The following is a 22,708-nucleotide window of genomic DNA, read 5'->3' as shown; positions in this document are numbered from 1 at the left end:
GGTCTCTCCGTCCTTACCGGTTCTGGTCGTCGTCCTGCTGCGGGGCCGTCGCGTCCTCCGCCGCCACCGCGCGGCGCATGGTGTCCAGCCAGTAACCGTGCTGGATCGGGTAGAGGGTCTCGTCCTCGGTGCGCGCGCCGCTGGCGATGGGGTTGATGCCGAGCTTCTTGGCGTCCTCGTCCGGGCCCTCGATCTTGTGGGCCACTCCGCGGCTGAGGTCGTTCCAGGGCGCGGCCTCGGCCAGGTACGTCTTCTGGCAGGAGCGGAACTCCTCCAGGTCGTCCGGGGTGGCCATGCCGGTGGCGTTGAAGAAGTCCTCGTACTGGCGGATGCGGTTGGCGCGGGCCTCGGCGCTCTCGCCCTTGGGGGCGATGCAGTAGATGGTGACCTCGGTCTTGTCCACGGAGATCGGCCGGAAGTGCCGGATCTGGGAGCTGAACTGGTCCATCAGATAGACGTTCGGGTACAGGCACAGATTGCGCGAGTACTCGATCATCCAGTTGGCCTTGTCCTCGCCGAACTCCGCGACCAGCTCGTCCCGGCGCTCGTTCAGCGAGCGGTTGGACGGGTCCTCCCAGCGGGTCCACAGCAGCAGATGGCCGTGTTCGAAGGAGTAGTAGCCACCCTTCTGGCGGGCCCAGCTGCCGGCGTCCATGTTCTTGGTGTCGTTGGCGGACTCGCCGGAGGAACGGCGGGCCGTGGTGGCCGCGTAGTTCCAGTGGGTCGCGGAGACGTGGTAGCCGTCGGCGCCGTTCTCCGCCTGGACCTTCCAGTTGCCGTCGTAGGTGTAGGTGGAGGAGCCGCGCAGCACCTCCAGGCCCTCCGGGGACTGGTCCACGATCATGTCGATGATCTTCGTGGCCTCGCCGAGGTGCTCGGTGAGCGGCAACACGTCCGGGTTCAGGCTGCCGAAGAGGAAGCCGCGGTAGTTCTCGAAGCGGGCGACCTTCGTCAGGTCGTGCGAGCCGTCCTTGTTGAACTGCTCCGGGTAGCCGGCGCCGCGGCCGTCCTTGACCTTCAGCAGCTTGCCGGAGTTGTTGAAGGTCCAGCCGTGGAACGGACAGGTGAAGGTGGTGCGGTTGTCCGTCTTGCGGCGGCAGAGCATCGCGCCGCGGTGGCTGCAGGCGTTGATCAGGGCGTTGAGCTCGCCGTCCTTGCTCCGCGAGAGCACCACGGGCTGGCGGCCGATGTACGTCGTGAAGTAGTCGCCGACCTCGGGGATCTGCGTCTCGTGGGCGAGGTACACCCAGTTGCCCTCGAAGATGTGCTTCATCTCCAGCTCGAAGATCTCCTCGTCCGTGAAGATCTTCCGGCGCGCCCGGTGGATGCCGTTCTCCTCGTCCTCCACCAGGGCGTCGTCCAGGATCGCCCGGGTACCGGCCGACGTCTGCGTCATGGTCCCTCCAAACCTGCGCCCGGTCCCCGTCGTCCCGTCGGGGTCCTTACGAACGCTTTTCAGCACCATGGCAGCGGGGTGCCGCCGCCACCCCGGGCATTTCCCTAGGGTTCACCCAGGGCCTCATCCATATTCCTTGCATATCAATCGGCGGGAAAAGAGTATTTCTCTCGTCTGAGAACGGCTGCCTACGATGAGCCGCATCCGGCGGCCAGTGAGCCAAGGAGGCCCTCATGGAACTGCGCCACCTGCGCTATTTCGTCGCCGTCGCCGAGACCCGTCACTTCGGCCGGGCCGCGGAGAACCTGCACATGGCACAGCCCCCGCTGTCGCAGGCGATCCGGCAGCTGGAGGCGGATCTCGGGGTCGAGCTCTTCACCCGCACCACCCGCCAGGTGGCCCTGACCGGGGCCGGCGAGGTGTTCCGTACCGACGCGCTGCGCATCCTGCAGTCCGTCGACGAGGCGACCTCCCGCGTGCGGCGCTTCGCCAAGGGCGCGGAGGGCATCCTGCGGCTGGGACTCACCGGAACCGCCTGCTACAAGCAGCTCCCGGAGATCGCCCGGCTGGTCAAGGAGGAGATGCCGGGGGTGGCGTTGGAGATCCACACCGAGCTGCTGACCCCGGCGCAGGAGCTGGCCCTCAGCGAGAACCGCCTCGACGTGGGCATGCTCCGGCCGCCGGTCCGCCAGGAGGGCATCGTCTGCCGGGAGGTCGCCCGGGAGCCGCTGGTCCTGGCGGTTCCCGAGGACCACTGGCTGAGCGACGCGGAGACCGCCGAGGTCGCCCAGCTGCGCCACGAGAACTTCATCATGTACGCGGCGAGCTCCCGCTCCGTCGTCAATGACGCGGTCACCAGGAGCTGCCTCGCGGCGGGCTACTACCCGCACTGCGCACACGATGTCACCGAGACCTCGACCGCGCTGGCGCTCGTCGCCGCCGGGCTGGGCATCGCCCTGCTCCCCGACTCCGTCCGCTCGGTCTCGCGCGACGGCGTCGTCTTCAAGCCCGTCCGGGACGCGGAGACCGTCGGACTCGCCCTCGCCTGGCGCGAGAACGACAACTCCCCGTTGTTGCAGACCCTGCTCGACGTCCTTGCCTCGCACGACGTCTTCGTCTCGGCACCACCCATTGAGGACTCACGTGAAAATCACCGCAGTTGAGGCGATACCGTTCGCCATTCCGTACGCCAAACCGCTCCGCTTCGCGAGCGGGGAAGTGCAGGCCGCCGAGCATGTGCTCGTACGGATCCACACCGACGACGGACTGACCGGCACCGCCGAGGCGCCGCCCCGGCCCTTCACCTACGGCGAGACCCAGGAGTCCATCGTCGCGGTGATCGAGAAGGTCTTCGCCCCGCAGCTCCTGGGCCTGTCGCCGACCGCCCGCGAGGCGGTCCATGCCCGGCTGAACCGCACGGTGGCCAATCCGGCCGCCAAGTCCGCGGTGGACATGGCCCTGTGGGACATCATCGGGCAGTCCGTCGGGCTGCCGGTGACCGAACTGCTCGGCGGCTTCACCGACCGGATGCGGGTCTCGCACATGGTGGGCTTCGCGCCGCCGGAACAGATGGTCGCCGAGGCGCAACGCATCCGCGACACATACGGCATCACCACCTTCAAGGTGAAGGTCGGCCGCCGCCCGTTCATGCGGGACGTCGAGGCGTGCCGGGCGCTGCGCGAGGGGCTGGGCGACGAGGTCGAGCTGTACATCGACGGCAACCGCGGCTGGACCGCGTCGGAGTCGGCCCGCGCGCTGCGCGCCATGGACGGCCTGGACCTCACCCTCGCCGAGGAGCTGTGCCCGGCCGACGACGTCATGGGCCGCCGCTGGCTGGTCTCGCACACCGACATCCCGTTCGTCGCCGACGAGAGCGCCACCCGCCCCGGCGAGGTGACCCGCGAGCTGCTGTCCGGCTCGGCGACGGCCATCAGCATCAAGACGGCCCGTACGGGCTTCACGTACTCCCAGCGCGTGCACCACCTCTGCGAGGGGCTGGGCGTCGAAGCCGTGATGGGCAATCAGATCGACGGTCAGATCGGCACGTTGTGCACGGCGGTCTTCGGATCGGCGTACGAACTGACGTCCCGTCGGGCCGGTGAACTGTCCAACTTCCTCGACATGAGCGACGACCTGCTGGCCGAGCCGCTGCGGATCGAGGACGGCACGTTGCGGGTCCGCGAGAGCGCGGGCCTGGGCATCGAGCTCGATCCCGAGAAGCTCGCCCGCTACCGCCAGGACACCTGAGAGACAGGAGCATGATCATGAGTGAGACGACCACGCAGGAGCAGGCCACCGCCGCGGCATCCGGCGCTTCGGCGACCGAGGCGTTCCGGCAGAAGCAGCGCACGCAGGCCGCCAGCAGCAAGGAACGCGTCAACACCCTTGCCACCGAAGTCATTTCGGCGGTCCACGACGTCATCCGCCGCCACAAGGTGACGTACGAGGAGTACGACGCGCTGAAGGCGTGGCTGATCGGCGTCGGCCAGGACGGCGAGTGGCCGCTCTTCCTCGACGTGTGGATCGAGCACGTCGTCGAGGAGGTCGCCAACGAGAACCGCCAGGGCAGCAAGGGGACCATCGAGGGCCCCTACTACGTCCCCGACTCGCCGAAGCACGAGGCGGAGACGACCCTGCCGATGCGCGAGAACGAGGCGGGCACCCCGCTGCTCTTCCAGGGCCGGGTCACCGATGTCGAGGGCAAGCCGCTGGCCGGCGCGCACGTGGAGATGTGGCACGCGGACGACGACGGGCTGTACTCGCAGTACGCGCCGAACCTGCCGGAGTGGAACCTGCGCGGCACCGTCGTCGCCGACGACCAGGGCGACTTCAAGATCCACACCATTCAGCCCGCGCCGTACCAGATCCCCACCGACGGCTCCTGCGGCAAGCTGATCGCCGCCGCCGGATGGCACGCCTGGCGCCCCGCGCACCTGCACCTGAAGGTGTCCGCGCCCGGCCACCAGCTGATCACCACTCAGCTGTACTTCCGGGGCGGCAGCCACGTCGAGGACGACATCGCCTCGGCCGTGAAGCCCGAGCTGATCCTCGACCCGAAGCCCGCCGCGAGCGGCACGGGCAACGAGGTCACCTACAACTTCGTGATGGACCGGGCGGAGGCCTGAGCATGCTGTTCGCAGTGAAGATGGACGTGAACATCCCCGCGGACCTCGATCCCGAGGTGCGGGCCGACACGATCGCCCGCGAAAAGGCGTACTCCCAGGAGCTCCAGAAGTCCGGTAAGTGGCCGCACATCTGGCGGTGCGTCGGCCAGTACTCCAACCTCAGTGTCTTCGACGTGGAATCCAACGACGAGCTGCACGACATCCTCTGGGGCCTGCCGCTCTTCCCGTACATGTCCCTTGAGGTGACGCCACTGGCCGTGCACCCCTCCGACATCAACGCCTGACGGAGCGGTTCATGGACAAGGTCGTGGCCACCGCCGCTGAAGCGGTGGCGGACGCATGGGACGGCGCCTCGTTCGCCGTCGGTGGTTTCGGGCTCAGCGGCGTCCCCGACGTGCTGATCCAGGCGCTGTACGAGAGCGGCGCCGGCGGGCTGGGCGTGGTCTCCAACAACTGCGGTGTGGACGGCGGCGGCCTGGGCATCCTGCTCGCCGCCGGCCGGATCGCCCGGGTGACCGGCTCCTACGTCGGCAACAACAAGGAATTCGCCCGCCAGTACCTCGCCGGGGAACTGGAGCTGGAGCTCACCCCGCAGGGCACGCTCGCCGAGCGGCTGCGGGCCGGCAGCTGCGGCATCCCGGCGTTCTTCACCCCGGCCGGGGTGGGCACGGACGTCGCGGACGGCGGAATGCCACTGCGGTACGGGCCGGACGGTGGCGTGGCGAAGGCGTCACCGCCCAAGGAGGTGCGCGAGTTCGACGGCGTGCCGTACGTGATGGAGCGCGGCATCACCACCGACTTCGCGCTCGTCCGGGCGGCGAAGGGCGACCGGCACGGCAACCTCGTCTTCCGCAAGGCGGCGCGCAACTTCAACCCGCTCGCGGCGATGGCCGGCAAGGTCACGATCGCGGAGGTGGAGGAGCTGGTCGAGCCGGGCGCGCTGGACCCGGACGAGGTGCACCTGCCGGGCGTGTTCGTCCAGCGGGTCGTCGAGTTGACGCCCGCTCAGGCGGCGGACAAGAAGGTCGAACGAAGGACGGTGCGCGCCTGATGGGCTGGACCAGGGAAGAGATGGCCGCCCGGGCCGCGGGCGAGCTGCGCGACGGCGACTATGTGAACCTCGGCATCGGACTGCCCACGCTGGTGCCCAGTTACCTCCCCGAGGGCGTGGATGTCGTCCTGCAGTCCGAGAACGGGCTGCTGGGCGTCGGCCCGTACCCCACCGAGGACGAGGTCGACCCGGATCTGATCAACGCGGGCAAGGAGACCGTCACGGTCCTCCCCGGCGCGGCGTTCTTCGACTCCGCGCTCTCCTTCGGGATGATCCGCGGCGGCCACATCGACACCGCGATCCTCGGCGCCATGCAGGTATCGGCCCGTGGCGACCTGGCGAACTGGATGATCCCGGGGAAGATGGTCAAGGGCATGGGCGGCGCGATGGACCTGGTCCACGGCGCCCGCCGGGTCGTGGTCGTCATGGACCACACCGCCAAGGACGGCAGCCCGAAGATCGTCGCCGACTGCTCGCTGCCGCTGACCGGCCGGGCCTGCGTCCACCGGATCATCACCGATCTCGGCGTCCTGGACGTCACCGAGGGCGGTCTCGTACTGGTGGAAACCGCGCCGGGCGTGCTGCCCGAGGAGCTCGTCGCCCGTACCGCGGCGCCGGTACGCGTACCGGCCCTGGAGCGCTCATGACCGCGCCGGCGCCCGCGCTGCTCCACCACCGGCTGGACGGTCCCGAAGGCGCGCCGCCGCTCGTGCTCGGCCCGTCGCTGGGCACCTCGCTCACCGTGTGGGAGCCGCAGCTGACCGAACTCACCCGGACCCACCGGGTGCTCCGGTTCGACCTGCCGGGGCACGGTGGTTCGCCCGTCGGCGTGCTGCCGGACCCGGCTCCCGGCAGTACGACCGTCGCCCACCTGACCCGGCTCGTGCTGGACGTGGCCGATCACCATGGCTGGCGCGTCTTCCACTACGCGGGCATCTCGCTCGGCGGTGCGATCGGCGCGTATCTGGCGGTGCATCATGCCGACCGGCTCGCCTCGCTCGCGATGGTCTGCTCCTCGGCCCGCTTCGGCGAACCGTCGGGCTGGCGGGAGCGCGCCGCCACGGTGCGCGCGCACGGTACGGCGGCGCTGCTGCAGCCGACGCCGGGGCGCTGGTTCGCCGATCCGGGTACGGCGGCGGGCCCGCGCGGCGCCGCCCTGCTGGGCGATCTCGCAGCCGCGGACCGGGCCGGGTATGCGGCCTGTTGCGATGCACTGGCGGGGTACGACGTGCGGTCCGGGCTGTGGTCCGTCGCGGCCCGGACGCTGGTGGTCGCGGGGCGCCAGGACCCGGCGACGCCGCCCGCGCACGCCCGGGAGATCGCCGACGGCATCCCGGGCGCCGCGCTCGCGGAGGTCGCGGGCGCCGCCCATCTGGCGGGCGTCGAACGGCCGGACGCGGTGAACGCGGCACTGCGGGTGCACCTGGACGCGGCGACCCGCGGACACTGACGGTGCGTCACTTCACGCGGGCCGTCACCGCACGCCACCGACGGCCCGACGCCGCACGCGTCACCCGAGGGCAGCCGGTCGCGCTCCGCCCCGCTCGCCCCGGGGCAGCGGCAGCCCGCCCAGCGGCCCCGTGAGTACTCGCCCCACCCGCTGCCCCGGCAGTTCGACCAGCCGGTGCGCGAGCATGGCCAGTGGCAGCAGCAGTGCCAGATAGGCGGCCATCAGCAGCGGCGTGTCGTGCTGCTGCCACGGCACGGCCAGGTCGCACACCTCCAGGACGAGCGGGTGCAGGAGGTAGAGCGAGTAACTGAGCACCCCGCAGTGGGCGAGCCAGCGCGGTACGCGGTGCCGCCGCAGGGCCATCGCCGCCCCGAACGTGAGCAGCGCGAGCCCGGCCGTGACCGCCCAGATCCGCACCGCGGAGGCCGGGTCGCCGCCACCGGTGACCGAGTTCGGACGGGGTCCGATGTGCAGCGCGGCGGAGAGCACAGCGGCCGCGAGCACCGTGCCCGCCACGGACAGCCCGGCGGCCCGGCCGAGCCGGCCGCGCTCCATCCGGTACAGCACGGTCCCGGTGAACATCAGAGACAGCAGCGCGAGCCCCTGCCAGGGCGGGATGCGGCCGTTGAAGAGGAGCAGGACGCCCGCCAGCGCGCCCCCGAGCAGCGCACCGGCCCTGTTCCACGGCGCCCGCCCCAAGGCCACGGCGCACAGTGCGACGGCCACCCCGAGCGCGGTCGCCGCGATCACCGTCGTGCCGCCCAGCCCCCGCGTCAGCGCCGCGACGGGCAGCGCCCCGCCGGCCGCGATGCCGAGCGCGGCCAGGCCCAGGGCCACCGGCGCGGAACGCCGGTGCAGCCGCAGCGCGAAGAGCGCCGCGACCAGGAAGTAGAACACCATCTCGTACGAGAGGGTCCACAGCACATTGATCGCGCTGGGCACCCCGAGCAGATCCTGCAGCATCGTCCCGTGCGCGACCAGGGCGCTCAGCGGATCGCGCTCCCCCAGCCCCTCCCGCAGCCGGCCCGGCCCCCAGAGGACGAGCAGTGCCGTGGCCGCCAGGGCGACGCACAACAGCGGGCAGAGGCGGCAGATCCGGCCGACCCAGAAGCGGCGCAGCGAGCCGCGCCGCTCCAGGGAGGCGGGGATGATGTAGCCGCTGACCAGGAAGAAGACGATGACGCCGTACGTACCGGGGTTGACGTACCGCAGTACGGTGGCGGACAGCTCGGGCAGATAGCGCGGTCCCGCGTGGTGCAGCGCGACCATCAGCGCCCCGATGCCCCGCAGCGCGTCGAGCCAAGCCAGCCGCCGGTCCGGGTCCGGTCCCGGTCCCGCGCCCGGCAGGTCGGGCACGTGTGCCGGCCGGGACGAATGGGAGGACTGCAGCCATGCCACATCACTCATCGTCACACCGTACGTACGTTGCGTGGCGACCGCACGTCGAGCTGACGCTGCATCAGTCGTACGGGTCATGGGCGGCCGCCCGGGCCCCTCGCCACGCACCGGACGGCTCTGCCTAGACTGGCCCGACCAGTGGACCGTTCGCGAGGAGCCAGCCGTATGACCGCCGTTCATCCGCCGGCCCGTGCCGCAGGGCGGCAGCGCGACGCGGCGCGGACGCGGGCGGAGATCCTCAAGGTCGCGACGGAGGAGTTCGCGCGGCAGGGGTACACGGGCGCGCGGGTGGACGAGATCGCGGCCCGCATCCACACCACGAAGCGGATGATCTACTACTACTTCGGCAGCAAGGAGCAGCTGTTCACGGCCGTGCTGGAGCACGCGTACGCGGGCATCAGGCAGCAGGAACAAGAGCTGGACGTCGAGCATCTGGACCCCGTGGCGGCCATCCGCCGGCTGGCCGAGCTGACCTTCGATCACCACGAGGCGCACCCGGACTTCATCCGCCTGGTGAGCATCGAGAACATTCACGAGGCGGAGCACATCACCGCCTCGGAGACGATCGGCCGGCTCAACTCGCCCGCGATCGAGGTGATCGGGCGGATCCTCGACGAGGGCCGCGCGCAGGGTGTGTTCACGGCGGACGTGGACGCGGTGGACCTGCATGCGATGATCAGCGCGTTCTGCTTCTTCCGGGTCGCGAACCGGCACACCTTCGGCGCGCTCTTCGCGCGCGATCTGACGGCGGCGGATCGCCGGGAGCACTACCGCACGATGCTCGGCGACATGGTGCTCGGCTATCTGACGGGCGACCACACCCGCTGACCGGGTGACCGCTCCCTCACCCACCGCCACGTGCGGAAATTGTTTCCGCCAGATGTCTTGACAGTGTCCTGCGGGGGATTCAGGATCGCTGCAATTAACTACCTAGTGAGTTAACCCGCAGCCCGCCGCCACCCGTCGAAGACGCGGGTGGCCATCCCCCCGTGGAGCAGGCATGTCCGCTCTCTCGTCCGAGGCCGGGGCCCCGCCCCCCGCCCGGCCCCGCAAGGCCGCCGTCGCCGCCTGGATCGGCAGCGCGCTGGAGTACTACGACTTCTTCATCTACGGCAGCGCCGCGGCGCTGGTGTTCCCGAAGATTTTCTTCGATCCGTCCGATCCGGCGACCGCGACACTGATCTCGCTCGCGACCTTCGGTGTCGCCTACGCGGCCCGCCCGATCGGCGCGCTCTTCCTGGGCCACTACGGCGACCGGCTCGGCCGCCGCAAGATCATGGTCTTCACCCTCATGCTGATGGGCCTGTCGACCTTCCTGATCGGCTGTCTGCCGACGTATGCGCAGGTCGGGACCGCAGCGCCGGTGCTGCTCGTGCTGATGCGCGTCCTGCAGGGCCTCTCCGCCGCCGGCGAGCAGGCCAGCGCCAATTCCATGACGCTGGAACATGCGCCCGAGCACCGGCGGGGGTACTACACGAGCTTCGCGCTCAACGGCACCCAGGCGGGCCAGATCATCGCCACCCTGGTCTTCATCCCCGTCGCCGCGCTCCCCGAGGAACAGCTCTACACCTGGGGCTGGCGCCTCCCGTTCCTGGTCAGCGTGGCCGTCACGGCCGCCGGGTACCTCATCCGGCGCAAGCTCACGGAGACCCCGGTCTTCGAGCAGGCCGCGGCCGAGGACGCGGTGGCCAAGCTGCCGCTCGCGGACCTGCTCCGCAACCACTGGGCCGATGTGCTGCGCGTGATCGCGGCCGCCCTGATCGCCACCGTCAGCACGATCTTCTCGGTCTGGGCGCTGGCGTACGCCACCAGCGACGCGGTCGGCATGGACAAGTCGGCGATGCTCTGGGTCGGCGTGCTCGCCAACGCGGTCGCGCTGCTCGCGATCCCGCTGTGGGCCAAGCTCTCGGACCGGATCGGCCGCAAGCCGGTCTTCCTGATCGGCTCGCTCGGCTCGGCCGTCATGATCTTCGTGTACCTGTGGGCCGTCTCGACCGGCAGCTACCCGCTGGTCTTCCTCACCGGCATCGTCTTCTTCGGCGTGGTCTACAGCGCGGCCAACGGCATCTGGCCCTCGTTCTACGGCGAGATGTTCCCGACCCGGGTCCGGCTGTCGGGCATGGCCATCGGCACGCAGATCGGCTTCGCGGTCGCGGGCTTCGCCGTGAGCCTCGCCGAGCGGATCGCCGGGTCCGACGGCAGCAACTGGGTGGGCGTCGCCACCTTCACCGCCGGTACCTGCGTGATCTGTTCCCTCGCCGTGCTGACCGGCCGGGAGACGTACCGCGTGCCGACCGCGCTGCTCGGCGAGAAGTCGGACGGGGCGCGGGACGGCGATCTGGCCGGCGCCACCTCCGCCTGACCGGCTCCGGTCCCGGAGGGCCGCGGGCCCGCCCTTTTGCTCCGCGGCCCTCCGCCGTCATAATTAACTATCTAGTACGTTCATAGCGCACCACGTCGCACCTCCAGGGAGTCGCGTTGTCCACGCCCTCGTATCTCACCGGCCTCATCGGCTCCGGCATCGGCCCCTCGCTGAGCCCGGCCCTGCACGAGCGGGAGGCCGACCGGCACGGTCTGCGGCTGCTGTACCGGACGCTCGACCTCGACACGCTGGGCGTCGACGCGACGGACGTCGGCGAGCTGATCCGCGCGGCCCGCACGCTCGGCTTCGACGGGCTCAACATCACGCACCCCTGCAAGCAGCTGGTGATCGAGCACCTCGACGAGCTCTCGCCCGGCGCGGCCGAGCTGGGCGCGGTCAACACCGTCGTCTTCTCGGGGGGCCGGGCGATCGGCCACAACACCGACGTCACCGGCTTCACCCAGTCCTTCGCGCGCGGCCTGCCCGGCGCCGCGACCCGCGAGGTCGTACAGATCGGCGCGGGCGGCGCCGGCTCCGCCGTCGCGCACGCCATGCTCTCGCTCGGCACCGACCGGCTCGTCCTTGTCGACACCGACGCGGTACGCGCCGGTGCGCTCGCCGACGCGCTGAACGCCCGCTTCGGCACCGGCCGCGCCGCCACCGCCACCCCGGACGAGCTGGCCGCCGTACTCCCCGGCGCCGACGGCCTGGTGCACGCCACACCCATCGGCATGGCCGCCCACCCCGGCCTCCCGCTCCCCGCCGCGCTGCTCCGTCCCGACCTGTGGGTCGCCGAGGTCGTCTACCGCCCGCTGGAGACCGAACTGATCCGTACGGCACGGGAGTTGGGATGCCGGACGCTGGACGGCGGCGGCATGGCCGTCTTCCAGGCCGCCGACGCCTTCCGGCTCTTCACCGGCCGGGAACCGCACGCCGAAGAGATGCTCGCCGACCTCGCCGACCTGGTCGGCGCGGCCGCGGTCTGAGGAGGCCCTGATGCGCAAGTCCATCGCCACGGTGTCGCTGAGCGGCTCGCTCTCCGAGAAGCTCAGCGCCGTCGCAGCGGCCGGGTTCGACGGCGTCGAGATCTTCGAGAACGACCTGCTGGCCAGCCCGCTCAGCCCCGAGGAGATCCGGCTGCGCGCCGCCGACCTCGGCCTGTCGATCGACCTCTACCAGCCGTTCCGCGACTTCGAGGCGGTCCCGGAGGAGGTCTTCGCGCGCAATATGCGGCGCGCGGAGCGGAAGTTCGCCGTCATGGAGCGGCTCGGCGCCGACCTGATGCTGGTGTGCTCCAGCGTCTCGCCGGACGCCGCCGACGACGACGCGCTGGCGGCCCGGCAGTTGCGCGCCCTCGCCGAGTGCGCGGCCGAGCACGGCATCCGCATCGCGTACGAGGCGCTGGCCTGGGGCCGCCACGTCAACACGTACGACCACGCCTGGCGGATCGTCGAGCAGGCCGACCACCCGGCGCTCGGCACCTGCCTGGACAGCTTCCACATCCTCTCGCGCGGGTCCGACCCCAAGGGCATCGAAGACATCCCCGGCGAGAAGATCTTCTTCCTGCAGCTGGCCGACGCGCCGAAGCTGGCGATGGACGTGCTGCAGTGGAGCCGGCACTACCGCTGCTTCCCCGGGCAGGGCGGCTTCGACCTCGCCGGGATGCTCGGCCACGTACTGCGCGCCGGTTACTCCGGGCCGCTCTCGCTGGAGATCTTCAACGATGTCTTCCGGCAGGCGGACGCGGGCCGGACGGCCGTCGACGCGATGCGCTCGCTGATCGCCCTGGAGGAGGCCGCCGGGCTCAGCAGCCTGCCCGCGCCGGTCGTCCCGGACGGGGTCGCCTTCGCCGAACTCGCCGCCGCCGACACCGAACCGCTGCGCTCCCTGCTCGGCGCCCTCGGCTTCGTACGCGCCGGCCGGCACACCGGCGGCAAGCCGGTGGAGCTGTGGCAGCAGAACGACGCGCGCGTACTGCTCAACACCGTGAGCGGCGCCCGCCGCGAGGGCCCGGGGCTGGTCGCGCTCGGGCTGGAGAGCCCGGAGCCGGCCGCCGCTGTACGCCGCGCCGAGTCGCTGCGGGCGCCGGTCGTGCCGCGCCGCCGCGCGCCCGGGGACGTACCGCTGGACGCGGTGGCCGCGCCGGACGACACCGAGCTGTTCTTCTGCGCCACGGACCGGGACGGCCACCCGAGCTGGACGGCGGACTTCGGCGCCCCGGCGGCGCAGGCCGGCACGGCCGGGATCACCCGCATCGACCATGTCGCGCTCACCCAGCCCTGGCACCACTTCGACGAGGCGTCCCTCTTCTACGCGAGCGTGCTGGGTCTGCAGCCGAACGAGAGCCTGGACCTGGCCGATCCGTACGGCCTCTTCCGCAGCCGTGCCGTCGCCAACGCCGACGGCACGCTGCGTATCGCGCTGAACGTCGCGCCCGTACCGGGCGAGCAGGAGGTGCGGCCGCAGCACATCGCGCTGGCCACCGACGACCTGCTCGCGACCGCGCGCCGCATCAAGGAGAACGGCGCGGCCCTGCTGCCCATCCCGGACAACTACTACGACGACCTCGACGCGCGGTACGGCCTCGATCCCGAAACCCTGGCGGCCTTCCGGGAGCTGGGCGTCCTCTACGAACGGGACGCGGACGGCGGCGAGTTCCTGCACTGCTACACGGTCACCGTCGGCCGGGTCTTCTTCGAGCTCGTGGAGCGGCGCGGCGGCTATCAGGGATACGGCGCGGCCAACGCCACCGTACGGCTGGCGGCGCAGCACACGGCGGACGCGGGCAGTCGTCGGTCATGAGACCGGGGCGTCGAGCGCGGTGTGCACCGCGGCCGCGAACCGCTCGAAGTTGCGGACGAAGCGCTCGGCGTCCTCGGCGGTGTGCTGCACCGAGAGCGTCCATTGTTCCGTCTTGCCCCACGGCGGCAGGAAGACGCCGCCGTTGTGCTGGTACAGCCAGTGCAGATGGCCCCAGCGGTCGTCGTAGGCGAGGAAGTCCCGGAAGTTGCGCAGCCGTTCGGTGAAGATGACCGAGCCCTTGGCGCCGCGCGCGGCGACGTATCCGGGGAGGCCGTAGCGCGCCATCGCCGCTTCGACGCCGGACACCATGGTCTGACGTAACGCGTCGAAGTGGCGGTAGGCGTCGGCGGTCAGTACCTCGGTGAGTACGGCGTGCGTGGCGGCCAGCATCATCGGGTTGCCGTTGAACGTGCCGACCTGCTCGTAGGTGTTGTCGGCGACCTTGGCCATCAGCTCCCGGGTGGCGCCCACCGCGCCGCACGGGATGCCGCCGCCCATGGACTTGGCGAGGCAGATGATGTCCGGGGTGACGCCGAAGAGTTCGGTGGCGCCGCCGGGGGCGACCGCGAAGCCGGTCTTGACCTCGTCGTAGGCGAGGTATGCGCCGTGCCGGTGGAGGAGTTGCTTCAGCCCGGCGTGGTAGCCGTCCGGCGGGATGATCAGGCCGATGTTCATCATGATCGGCTCGATGATCATCCCGGCGATGTCGTCGCCGTGCTCCGCCAGTACCCGCTCCACGGCGCCGAGGTCGCCGAACGGGACGACGAGGGTCAGGTCCGTGACCGCGGTCGGGTAGGCGGGGCCGTACGGTACCGAGCGCGGGCGGTCGTCCGGGCCGATGTCGCCCTCCCCGCGCGCGTAGATCGACACCTGCACCGAGTCGTGGTGGCCGTGGTAACTCCCCTCCACCTTGAGGATCTTGCGGCGTCCGGTCGCGGCCCGCATCAGATGGACCGCGTCCATGGTGGCTTCCGTACCGGAGTTGGTGAAGCGCCACTGCGGCAGCCCGAAGCGGTCCGCGAGCAGCCGGGTCACCGGGATCAGGTCGCGGGTGGGCTGGGCGAAGTGCGTGCCGTGCCGCACGCGTTCGGTGACCGCGGCGACGATCGCCGGGTGGGCGTGGCCCGCGAGGCCGACGCCGAAGCCGCCGTGCAGGTCGACGTAGTCGGTACCGTCCACGTCGCGGACGTGCGCCCCGTGTCCCTCCTCGATCCAGACGGCGACGGGCGGACCGTCCTGCCAGGCGGAGGCGACCCCGCCGGCGAGCGACTCCCTGGCCTCCTCGCGGAGCCGGGCGGAGGTGGTGGTGCGGTCCATGAGGAGCTTCTCCTGCTCCTCGATCAGGCGGTCGAGCTGCTTCATCGGGATGTCCTCCTCGGCGAGCGGCAGTTTCGTAGAAAAATTACGGTAGATTTCCTACGGATACAATGGGGCCGCTGAGAGGGGCTGCGGGGATGCCGGGAAACGTCAACCGACCACGACGGCGGCGCCGTTCACCCGAGGAGACCCGCGCCCTGATGCTCGAAGCGGGCCTCGAACTGGTCCGTCGGCACGCCGAGGACACCACCGACCAAGCACTGTCGGGCCCCCTCGCACACATCAGGCTCACCGAGGTCGCCAGGCTGGCCACGGAGATCGCCGCGGAGCGGCAGCCCGGCACCGGCCCCGCCCAGCCGATCACCACCGGCGCGATCTACCCGCTCTGGCCCACCCAGGCCGACTACCAGGCCGACCTGATGTTCCATCTGCTCGGCCCGGACGCGTACCCGGAGGACCGCGACGCGGCGGCCGAGCTGCTGGCGCTGGCGGACACCACCGCGCCGGTCGAGTCGATCCTGGCCGCGGTCGCCGCGGCGTACTTCGAGCGGGTCAGGGCCAACCCGCTCACGTACGTGTATCTGACCTTCTACGTGCTCGGCGAGCACCCCCGAGTGCGCGAGGCGGCGCAGGCGGGGTACCGCGCGATCGGCCTGGGCTACACGACGGCCGTCGAGCGGCTGCTCGCGCGGGAGGCGCGGCGGATGGCCCCGGGCCGCACCGTCGGGGACTTCGTCGTCGCGCTGCTGGCCGTCCTGGAGGGGTTCTCGCTGCGCGGCCGGGTCGAGGATCCCGCCGCCCCGCTGTCCGAGCTGCTCGGCGCCACGCTCACGGCCCTGTGGAACTCCTTCACGGAGCCGGCCACCGCCCCATAGCGTCGCTCACTCGTCCACCTCCGCCGTCGAGGAGCGGCGGTTCCAGGCGCGGGGCGCGCGCCAGTGGTAGCGGAGGGCGAGCAGGCGGACGACGAAGGCGACGAGGGCCGCCGCGGCGCTGGTGCCGGGGTTCAGGGCCTCGAAGCGGATGCACAGCACCACGATGGCCGCGCCGACGATGGCGGGCACGGCGTAGAGGTCACGGTCCCAGCGCACGAGCGAGGGCACCTCGTTGGCGATGATGTCGCGCAGCACGCCGCCGCCGACGGCCGTGGCCATGCCGAGGGTGGCGGAGGCGGTGAGGCCGAGCCCGTACTCGTACGCCTTGGTGGTGCCGGCGACGCAGAAGAGGCCGAGCCCGGCCGCGTCGAAGACGTTCACCCCGTTCTGGATCCGCTGGACCTGCGGGTGGAGGAAGAAGACGAGGACGGCCGCGACCAGCGGGGTGAGGAAGTACCCGAGGTCGGTGAAGGCGGCCGGCGGCACGGCCCCGATGATCAGGTCCCGGACCAGTCCCCCGCCCAGCGCGGTCACCTCGGCGAGCACGGCGATGCCGAAGATGTCGAAGTTCTTGCGCACGGCGAGCAGCGCACCGGAGATCGCGAAGACGAAGATCCCGATGAGTTCGAGCGTGTGCTGGACGGTGGGTGTGAACAGTTGCTGGAGCACACGGCATTCTTACGCGCGGACGGCGATGCGGACCGTGACGTTCCACACTGCGGGCGGCCGCGCGCCCGCGCCGTCAGCTGATCTGCCGGCGGACCAGCTCGTGGAAGAGGCCGCCGGTGTCGGCGAGCAGGTCGGCGGGGGTGCCCTGCTGGGCGACCCGGCCGTCGGACATGACGATCACCCGGTCGGCGTCCATGACCGTGGAGAGCCGGTGGGCGATGACGACACGGGTCGCGTTGAGCGTGCGGGTACTCTCCGTGACCACCCGCTGCGTCTCGTTGTCCAGCGCGCTGGTGGCCTCGTCGAAGAAGAGGATGCGCGGCCGCCGGATCAGCGCCTGGGCGATCATCAGCCGCTGCCGCTGGCCGCCGGAGATCGAGCCGCCGCCGTCGGAGAGCATGGTGTGCATGCCCATCGGCATCCGCTTGATGTCCTCGGCCAGGCCCGCCATCTCCGCGGCCGCCCACGCCTCCTCCTGCGTGAACATCTCGGCGCCGCAGATGCACTCCAGGATGGAGCCGTTGAAGGGCTGCGCGTTCTGGAGGACGACACCGCACTGGCGGCGCACGGCGGCCTGGTCCAGCGCCGCCAGGTCCTGGCCGTCGTAGAGCACGCTGCCGGTGGAGGGGCGGTCGAAGCCGATGAGGAGGCGCAGCAGGGTGGACTTGCCGCAGCCGCTCGCGCCGACGACGGCGACGAACTCGCCGGGCTGTACCTGGAAGGACACGTCGTCCAGGACCAGCGGCCCGTCGTCGGAGTAGCGGAAGGACAGGCCGCGGGCCTCGATGCCGCCGCTGAGGGTGCCGGGCTGGGTCGAGCCGCCGCGTACTTCGGGGCGCTCGTCGAGCACCGGCTTGATCTGCTCGAACATCGGCAGCACGGCGAACGCCTGGAGGCAGGCGCCGGTCAGCTGGGTCACCGAGGTCAGCATCATCGTGACGGCGGTGTTGAAGGTGAGGAACGCGCCGGCCGAGAGCGTGCCGCGGGCCGGCCCTGCGAGCAGCATGAACATCACCAGGGTGCAGAGCGGCAGGTAGACCGCGTTGAGCACGGTGGTGAGGTTCTTGATCCGGCCGACCTTCTGCTGCAGCTCCCGGCTGCGGGCGAACTCCCCGGCCCACGCCCCGTACGCGAAGCTCTCGGCGGCGGCGACGCGCAGCTTCGGCAGCCCGCGCAGGGTCTGGAACGCCTGGTTGTTGAGCTTGTTGGTCAGCTCGATCAGGCGGCGCTGGGAGCGCAGCTGCCACAGGCCCAGGAGCAGGAAGACCGCGGCGATGCAGAGCAGCATGGCGATCGCGACGACGGCGAGCTTGGGGCTGTAGACGAGCAGCAGGACGAGGTTCATCGTGCCGACGGTGCCCGCCTGCACGACGACCGAGCCGATGCCGGACAGGATGCGGCGGATGCCGCTGATGCCCATCGCGGCGCTGGCCAGCTCTCCGGTGGACCGCCCGCTGAAGAACTTCGTGGGCAGCCGCAGCAGCCGGTCCCAGACGGCCGGCTGGAGGGTGGATTCGATGCGCCCTTCGACACGCAGGATGGAGGTGTTCTCCAGCAGCATGAAGACGGCGGAGACCAGGCTGGTGACGATCAGCGCGATGGCCGTCTGGATGATGAGGCCGCGCTCGGCGTTGGGCACGTAGTCGCCCAGTACCTTGCCGGTGGCGATCGGCACGAGCGCGCCGAGTACCACGGCGACCAGCCCGCCGATGGCGAGGTTGCGCACGTCGAGCCGGGTGCCGCGCATGGCGAAGCGGGCCAGCCGCAGGGGGCCCATGGGGCGGTCGGGCAGCGGCGGGTAGAGCATGACCGCGCGCGGTTCGAGCGCCGCCGCCTGCTCCTGGTCGAGCCGGGTGCGGGTGCCGTCGGCCGCGACCGCTTCGTACCGGCCCCGGCGCCACAGCAGCGCCACGGGCTCGCCGGTCTCGCTGCGGTGGCCGACGAGCGGGCCGCTGTTCTCGCGCCACCACCGGCCGTCGAGCTTGACGACGCGGGTGCGGATGCGGGAGCTGACGGCGATCCGCTCGACGGGGCTGAGCCGGTCGTTCGCCGTGCCGCCCTCCTTCGGCGAGATCAGCGTGATCCGGGCGGCGTCGGCGACCTTGCGGCAGACGGCGAGGGTGGCGTCGTCGGTGGCGCCGGTCCTTCCGCCACCGGGGCCCCTGGAGCCGATGGAGGACAGCAGGGTCTGGTCGGCCTGCGAGCGGGCGGCCTCGCCGGCCTTGATGCCGGCCGCGGTGCGGTCCTCGTGCGCGCGCTCCAGCCGCTCGATCCAGCGGTCCAGCGCGGACAGCAGCCGGTACTGCTGGTCGACCATCCGCTGCCACATCGTGGCGTCGATGAGCAGGTCGGCGGCGGCCTCGGCGCTGTAGTGGGCGCCGTACTGGAGGCTGCCGGGCTCGACGGGCATCCAGAGGATGTTCTCGTCGGCCACCCCGTCGGTCCCGACGCTCTCGCCCGCCCCGTACTCACCGTCCAGCGGCGCTTCGAAGAGCACGCGCTGGCTGCGGCCGACGCCGCGCGCGAAGGCGTCCTCCAGCGGGCTGAGCCCGGCGTCGTAGGCGTATTCGCCGGTTTCCCAGGCCGGGCCGACGTACCTGCCGTACGCGTCGTACTCCGCGCCGGCGTACTCGGCCCGGAACAGCTCGCGCAGCTGGATGCGGCGGACCGCGCAGCCCTGCAGCGGCCGGGCGACGAGGGTGTGCTGCGGGCCCTCGACAGGGCCCAGGAGCAGGGTGCCCGGCGCGAGCCGGCCGAGGAAGTACCAGTGGCCCTGCTGGGCCGCGTCGACCGCGAAGAGGTCCATGGCACCGCCGGTGACCAGCCACAGCACGTGCGGCCCTTCGAGCGGCAGGCTGCGCAGGCCCGTGCAGTCGACCTCGGTGCCGAGCCCGCCGAGGGCGTGCAGCACGGTGTCGTCGGCGGCCGCACCGGTCGCCGCGGGGTGCGGGGTTGTCACCTCAGGACTCCTTGACCAGCTCTGCGTACGCGCCCTGGGCGGCGACCAGGTCCTCGTGCCGCCCGCGCTCGACGACCGTGCCGTGGTCCAGGACCACGATCTCGTCGCTGTCGCGCACCGTGCTGAGGCGGTGGGCGATGACGACGCAGGCGCAGCCCAGGCGCCGCAGGTTGTCCATGATGATCTGTTCGGTCTCCGCGTCCAGCGCGGAGGTGACCTCGTCCAGGACGAGGATGGAGGGGCGCCGGACCAGGGCCCGGGCGATCTCCAGGCGCTGCCGCTGGCCGCCGGAGAAGTTCCGGCCGTCCTGCTCGACGCGGCTGTGGATGCCGCCGGGGCGGCGGGCCACCATGTCGTACGCGGCGGCGTTCTTCAGCGCCTCGATGACGGCCTCGTCGGGGAGCGAGGGGTCCCACAGCGCGACGTTGTCGCGGACCGTGCCCTCGAAGAGGAAGACGTCCTGGTCGACGAAGGAGACCGAGGAGGCGAGCGCGCCGCGGGAGATGTCCTCCAGCCGCTGCCCGTCGATGTGGATGGTGCCTTCCCACGGGCTGTACAGGCCGGAGATCAGGCGGGAGACGGTGGACTTGCCGCTGCCGGAGCCGCCGACGAGGGCGACCTGCTGACCGGGCCCGACGGTCAGCGAGAACTCGGTGAGCAGCGGCTTGTCGAGCGGGCTGTAGCCGAAGGTGACGGCCGTCAGCTCCACATGGCCCTTGAGGCGGCGGGTGGACGCGACCGGCTCGGGGCGGGTGTAGAGCGAGTCGACCGGGAAGGACTCGACGTCCTTCAGGCGGGCGACGTCGGCGGCGAAGTCCTGGATGCGGGCCGCCATGCCGTTGAGCCGGGTGATCGGGGCCGTGAAGTTGGTGACCAGCGCCTGGAAGGCGACAAGGAGACCTACCGACATATGGCCTTCGACGGCGCTGAGACCGCCGACGAGCAGGATCAGCGCGCTGTTGAGGGCGGCGAGGGTGGGCGCGACGACGGCGAGCCAGGCGCTGGGCACGCCGAGCCGCTGCTGCCCGTCCAGGGTGGTCGCGTGCTGTCCGGCCCAGCGGCGGAAGTAGCCGTTCTCGCCGCCGGTGGCCTTCATCGTCTCGATGAGCTGCAGACCGCTGTACGAGGTGTTGGTCAGCCGGGCGGTGTCGGCGCGCAGCTTCTGGGTGCCCGTGGCGCGCAGCCGTACGACGATGCGCATGGCGGCGACGTTGAGCAGCGCGACGGCCACGCCGATGAGGGTGAGCTGCGGATCGTAGGACCACAGCAGGAACGCGTAGAGGATGACGACGACCGCGTCCACACCGGCCGCCGCGAGGTCCCTGGCGAGGGTCTCCGCGACCGTGTCGTTGGACTGCAGACGCTGCACGAGGTCGGCGGGGTTGCGTTGCGCGAAGAAGGTGACCGGCAGCCGGAGCAGGTGGCGCAGGAAGCGGGCGCTGCTCAGGGTGGAGGAGATGATGCGGCCGCGCAGCAGGTTCGCCTGTTGCAACGCGGTGAGCGCGGCTGTCAGGACGAGCGTGGTGCCCATCGACGCGAAGAGCACCCCGAGCAGCGACGTCTGGTCGCCGATCAGGAACATGTCGATGTACGTACGGCTCAGCGCGGGCACCGTCGCGCCGACCAGGACCAGCAGGAAGCTGGCGAGGACGGCGGCGAGCATGGTGCCGGAGGTGCCGCGCAGCCGGGGCGGCAGGGCGCCCAGGACGCCCGGCTTGCGGCCGCCCTTGCGGAAGTCCTCGCCGGGCTCGAAGGTCAGCACGACGCCGGTGAAGCTGGTGTCGAAGTCCTCGGCGGGCACGAAGCGGCGGCCCCGGTCGGGGTCGTTGATGAACGCGCCCTTGCGGCCGAAGCGGCGCCCCATGCCGTCGAAGACGACGTAGTGGTTGAACTCCCAGAAGAGGATGGCCGGGGTGCGGACCTCGGCGAGCGCGGCCGGCTCCATCTGCATGCCCTTGGCCTTCAGGCCGTAGGACCGGGCCGCCTTGAGGACGTTGGAGGCGCGGGAGCCGTCGCGGGAGACGCCGCAGGCGATGCGCAGCTCCTCCAGCGGGACGTGCCGGCCGTAGTGGCCGAGGACCATGGCGAGCGAGGCGGCGCCGCACTCCACGGCCTCCATCTGGAGGATGGTGGGCGTACGGACCGTCTTGCCCGCGCCCTTGGCGGGTCCGGTCCCGCTCCGGCCGGAGCGGCGCCGGTCGGGCTTGGCGTTCGGGCGGTGCCGGCCGCGGCCGCCGGGCGGCAGCGGGGGCGGCGCCGGGGCTTCGGGCTGCGCGGTCACGGGAGAAGCCAATCGATCGGGCGCTGCGCGGTGAGGTGGACCGCACCGGTGACGGGCGTCATGGAGCCGATCGCGTTCGGCGGGCCGTCGGCGGTGGACCACTTGTAGCCGGACTTGGTGTCCTCGGCGCGCTCCAGCTCGACGAGGACCGCGATCGGCTGGCCGTCCGCCGTGAACTGCTCGCCGAGCTCGCGGTCGCCGAGGAAGGCGGCGATCTGGCGGCTGCTCTGCGGCGCCCGGCCGACGGCCTTGACCTTGCCGCGGAGCACGCCGTACTGCTGCGTGGGCACGGACTGGACGGTGAGGTCGACGTCGGCGCCGACGGGGACGGTGGCGGCGCTGCGGCTGGGTACGTACACCATCGCCACCAGCGGCTCGTGTGCACTGCTGACGCGCTCGACGCTCGCGACGTCGGCGCCCATGGTGACCACCGAGCCGATCTTGCCGACCAGACTGGTGACGCGGCCCGGCGCCACCGCGCGGACGGCGCGGTCGCCCTGTGCGGTGCGTACCTTCAGGACCGGCGCTCCGGCCCGGAGCGTCTGGCCCTCCTTGGCGAAGACCTCGGTGACCTGGCCGGCGACCGGGCTCTGCAGGACGTAGCTGCCCTGGGGGTGGGTGAGGATGCCGGGCGAGGTCAGCTTGGAGGACACGGACCCGGTGAACGCCCAGAAGGCGGCTGCGGCCATCACGACGACGGTGACGGCGAGGACGAGGCCGCCCTGCGGCCGGGCGTAGCGCACGGGCAGGTCGAGCTCTTCAGGCGACTGGAGCTTGGCCAGCGCCTTTTGCCGGAACTGCACGGAACTTTTCCCTCGACTGCTTTTGTCTCATTCGGCGCCGACGCATACACCAAAGGGCAGCGCGGGCGAAAAGGCGACCCAATGGGACACGCGCGACATGGCGCACCAATGATCCATGAAAATACCCGCTGTTCGGGCACACCAAGGCATGACCGTAACACAGGCGGAAAAGCCCGCACTTGACGGGCGAAGGCGGCGGCCGATGGCATCCGTGAGCCCC

The 22,708-nt window shown here is 71.3% G+C and carries 19 protein-coding genes; 12 read left to right on the top strand and 7 right to left on the bottom strand.

Going from position 1 to position 22,708, the window contains the following annotated elements; all coding sequences use genetic code 11:
- Positions 1-13 precede the first annotated feature (13 nt).
- Complete coding sequence (benA, locus tag AB0I82_RS21990; protein WP_363259007.1) at positions 14-1,396, bottom strand: benzoate 1,2-dioxygenase large subunit; 1,383 nt, start codon at positions 1,394-1,396, stop codon at positions 14-16.
- Between the two features lie 233 nt (positions 1,397-1,629).
- Between benA and AB0I82_RS21985 the strand changes: the two genes are divergently transcribed.
- The 7 genes from AB0I82_RS21985 to AB0I82_RS21955 are packed head-to-tail and all read left to right on the top strand — an operon-like array spanning position 1,630 to position 7,022.
- Entirely contained in the window at positions 1,630-2,559 is a 930-nt protein-coding gene (locus AB0I82_RS21985; protein WP_363259006.1) for a LysR substrate-binding domain-containing protein, read from the top strand.
- Positions 2,540-3,643, top strand: a complete 1,104-nt coding sequence (locus AB0I82_RS21980; RefSeq protein WP_363259005.1) for an enolase C-terminal domain-like protein — start codon at positions 2,540-2,542, stop codon at positions 3,641-3,643. The genes AB0I82_RS21985 and AB0I82_RS21980 overlap by 20 nt, the downstream gene beginning before the upstream one ends.
- Before the next feature lie 17 nt (positions 3,644-3,660).
- A complete protein-coding gene (gene catA / locus AB0I82_RS21975) occupies positions 3,661-4,521 on the top strand; it encodes a catechol 1,2-dioxygenase (RefSeq protein WP_363259004.1) in 861 nt (286 codons plus the stop codon).
- A 2-nt stretch (positions 4,522-4,523) separates the two neighbouring features.
- Positions 4,524-4,805 carry a muconolactone Delta-isomerase gene (gene catC, locus AB0I82_RS21970; RefSeq protein WP_363259003.1) on the top strand — a complete coding sequence of 94 codons (282 nt, stop codon included), beginning with the start codon at positions 4,524-4,526 and terminating at the stop codon, positions 4,803-4,805.
- Positions 4,806-4,816: 11 nt separating this feature from the next.
- A complete protein-coding gene (locus AB0I82_RS21965; RefSeq protein ID WP_363259002.1) occupies positions 4,817-5,572 on the top strand; it encodes a CoA transferase subunit A in 756 nt (251 codons plus the stop codon).
- Positions 5,572-6,219: a CoA transferase subunit B gene (locus AB0I82_RS21960; protein WP_363259001.1), complete on the top strand. Its 648-nt coding sequence runs from the start codon at positions 5,572-5,574 to the stop codon at positions 6,217-6,219. Before AB0I82_RS21965 ends, AB0I82_RS21960 begins: the two co-directional genes overlap by 1 nt.
- Positions 6,216-7,022: an alpha/beta fold hydrolase gene (locus AB0I82_RS21955; RefSeq protein WP_363259000.1), complete on the top strand. Its 807-nt coding sequence runs from the start codon at positions 6,216-6,218 to the stop codon at positions 7,020-7,022. The genes AB0I82_RS21960 and AB0I82_RS21955 overlap by 4 nt, the downstream gene beginning before the upstream one ends.
- Positions 7,023-7,082: 60 nt before the next feature.
- On the opposite strand, the gene AB0I82_RS21950 is transcribed toward AB0I82_RS21955, so the two are convergent.
- Positions 7,083-8,429, bottom strand: coding sequence for an acyltransferase (locus AB0I82_RS21950; RefSeq protein WP_363258999.1), 1,347 nt, complete (start codon positions 8,427-8,429; stop codon positions 7,083-7,085).
- 156 nt (positions 8,430-8,585) lie between these two features.
- Here AB0I82_RS21950 and AB0I82_RS21945 point away from each other — a divergent pair, with 156 nt between their 5' ends.
- The 4 genes from AB0I82_RS21945 to AB0I82_RS21930 all read left to right on the top strand — a co-directional run bounded on the left by AB0I82_RS21945 (position 8,586) and on the right by AB0I82_RS21930 (position 13,584).
- Positions 8,586-9,248, top strand: a complete 663-nt coding sequence (locus AB0I82_RS21945) for a TetR/AcrR family transcriptional regulator (protein WP_363258998.1) — start codon at positions 8,586-8,588, stop codon at positions 9,246-9,248.
- 172 nt (positions 9,249-9,420) lie between these two features.
- Positions 9,421-10,782, top strand: coding sequence for an MFS transporter (locus tag AB0I82_RS21940; protein WP_363258997.1), 1,362 nt, complete (start codon positions 9,421-9,423; stop codon positions 10,780-10,782).
- Between the two features lie 116 nt (positions 10,783-10,898).
- A complete protein-coding gene (locus AB0I82_RS21935; protein WP_363258996.1) occupies positions 10,899-11,768 on the top strand; it encodes a shikimate dehydrogenase in 870 nt (289 codons plus the stop codon).
- Between the two features lie 10 nt (positions 11,769-11,778).
- Positions 11,779-13,584: a TIM barrel protein gene (locus AB0I82_RS21930; RefSeq protein WP_363258995.1), complete on the top strand. Its 1,806-nt coding sequence runs from the start codon at positions 11,779-11,781 to the stop codon at positions 13,582-13,584.
- Here the strand turns inward: AB0I82_RS21930 and AB0I82_RS21925 are convergent.
- On the bottom strand, positions 13,579-14,946 hold the full coding sequence (locus tag AB0I82_RS21925; protein ID WP_363258994.1) for an aminotransferase class III-fold pyridoxal phosphate-dependent enzyme: 1,368 nt from the start codon (positions 14,944-14,946) through the stop codon (positions 13,579-13,581). The two genes, AB0I82_RS21930 and AB0I82_RS21925, sit on opposite strands and share 6 nt — an antisense overlap.
- A 92-nt stretch (positions 14,947-15,038) precedes the next feature.
- Between AB0I82_RS21925 and AB0I82_RS21920 the strand changes: the two genes are divergently transcribed.
- Positions 15,039-15,776, top strand: a complete 738-nt coding sequence (locus AB0I82_RS21920; protein WP_363258993.1) for a hypothetical protein — start codon at positions 15,039-15,041, stop codon at positions 15,774-15,776.
- 6 nt (positions 15,777-15,782) lie between these two features.
- On the opposite strand, the gene AB0I82_RS21915 is transcribed toward AB0I82_RS21920, so the two are convergent.
- The 4 genes from AB0I82_RS21915 to AB0I82_RS21900 form a co-directional block, all read right to left on the bottom strand.
- Positions 15,783-16,445 (bottom strand): trimeric intracellular cation channel family protein, encoded by a 663-nt coding sequence (locus AB0I82_RS21915; RefSeq protein ID WP_363258992.1) that lies wholly within the window; start codon positions 16,443-16,445, stop codon positions 15,783-15,785.
- Between the two features lie 73 nt (positions 16,446-16,518).
- The gene (locus AB0I82_RS21910; RefSeq protein ID WP_363258991.1) at positions 16,519-19,404 is read right to left on the bottom strand and encodes an NHLP bacteriocin export ABC transporter permease/ATPase subunit; all 2,886 of its coding nucleotides are present in this window, start codon (positions 19,402-19,404) and stop codon (positions 16,519-16,521) included.
- Between the two features lies 1 nt (position 19,405).
- Positions 19,406-21,685: an NHLP family bacteriocin export ABC transporter peptidase/permease/ATPase subunit gene (locus AB0I82_RS21905; RefSeq protein WP_363258990.1), complete on the bottom strand. Its 2,280-nt coding sequence runs from the start codon at positions 21,683-21,685 to the stop codon at positions 19,406-19,408.
- A complete protein-coding gene (locus AB0I82_RS21900) occupies positions 21,682-22,488 on the bottom strand; it encodes an HlyD family efflux transporter periplasmic adaptor subunit (protein ID WP_363258989.1) in 807 nt (268 codons plus the stop codon). The genes AB0I82_RS21905 and AB0I82_RS21900 overlap by 4 nt, the downstream gene beginning before the upstream one ends.
- Positions 22,489-22,708: the final 220 nt, after the last annotated feature.

The sequence above is a fragment of the Streptomyces sp. NPDC050315 genome (assembly GCF_040655775.1).
Taxonomy (GTDB): Bacteria; Actinomycetota; Actinomycetes; order Streptomycetales; family Streptomycetaceae; genus Streptomyces.
The sequence above is the reverse complement of the archived record's forward strand: the minus strand, read 5'-3'. Positions and strand labels throughout refer to the sequence as shown.

Excerpts from the sequence above, each read along its gene's own strand:
- AB0I82_RS21965 (WP_363259002.1), top strand. The coding sequence starts at position 4,817 with ATGGACAAGGTCGTGGCCACCGCCGCTGAAGCGGTGGCGGACGCATGG.
- AB0I82_RS21940 (WP_363258997.1), top strand. The coding sequence starts at position 9,421 with ATGTCCGCTCTCTCGTCCGAGGCCGGGGCCCCGCCCCCCGCCCGGCCC.
- AB0I82_RS21950 (WP_363258999.1), bottom strand. The coding sequence starts at position 8,429 with ATGAGTGATGTGGCATGGCTGCAGTCCTCCCATTCGTCCCGGCCGGCA.
- AB0I82_RS21945 (WP_363258998.1), top strand. The coding sequence starts at position 8,586 with ATGACCGCCGTTCATCCGCCGGCCCGTGCCGCAGGGCGGCAGCGCGAC.
- AB0I82_RS21955 (WP_363259000.1), top strand. The coding sequence starts at position 6,216 with ATGACCGCGCCGGCGCCCGCGCTGCTCCACCACCGGCTGGACGGTCCC.
- AB0I82_RS21985 (WP_363259006.1), top strand. The coding sequence starts at position 1,630 with ATGGAACTGCGCCACCTGCGCTATTTCGTCGCCGTCGCCGAGACCCGT.
- catC (WP_363259003.1), top strand. The coding sequence starts at position 4,524 with ATGCTGTTCGCAGTGAAGATGGACGTGAACATCCCCGCGGACCTCGAT.
- AB0I82_RS21925 (WP_363258994.1), bottom strand. The coding sequence starts at position 14,946 with ATGAAGCAGCTCGACCGCCTGATCGAGGAGCAGGAGAAGCTCCTCATG.
- AB0I82_RS21930 (WP_363258995.1), top strand. The coding sequence starts at position 11,779 with ATGCGCAAGTCCATCGCCACGGTGTCGCTGAGCGGCTCGCTCTCCGAG.
- benA (WP_363259007.1), bottom strand. The coding sequence starts at position 1,396 with ATGACGCAGACGTCGGCCGGTACCCGGGCGATCCTGGACGACGCCCTG.
- catA (WP_363259004.1), top strand. The coding sequence starts at position 3,661 with ATGAGTGAGACGACCACGCAGGAGCAGGCCACCGCCGCGGCATCCGGC.
- AB0I82_RS21960 (WP_363259001.1), top strand. The coding sequence starts at position 5,572 with ATGGGCTGGACCAGGGAAGAGATGGCCGCCCGGGCCGCGGGCGAGCTG.
- AB0I82_RS21920 (WP_363258993.1), top strand. The coding sequence starts at position 15,039 with ATGCCGGGAAACGTCAACCGACCACGACGGCGGCGCCGTTCACCCGAG.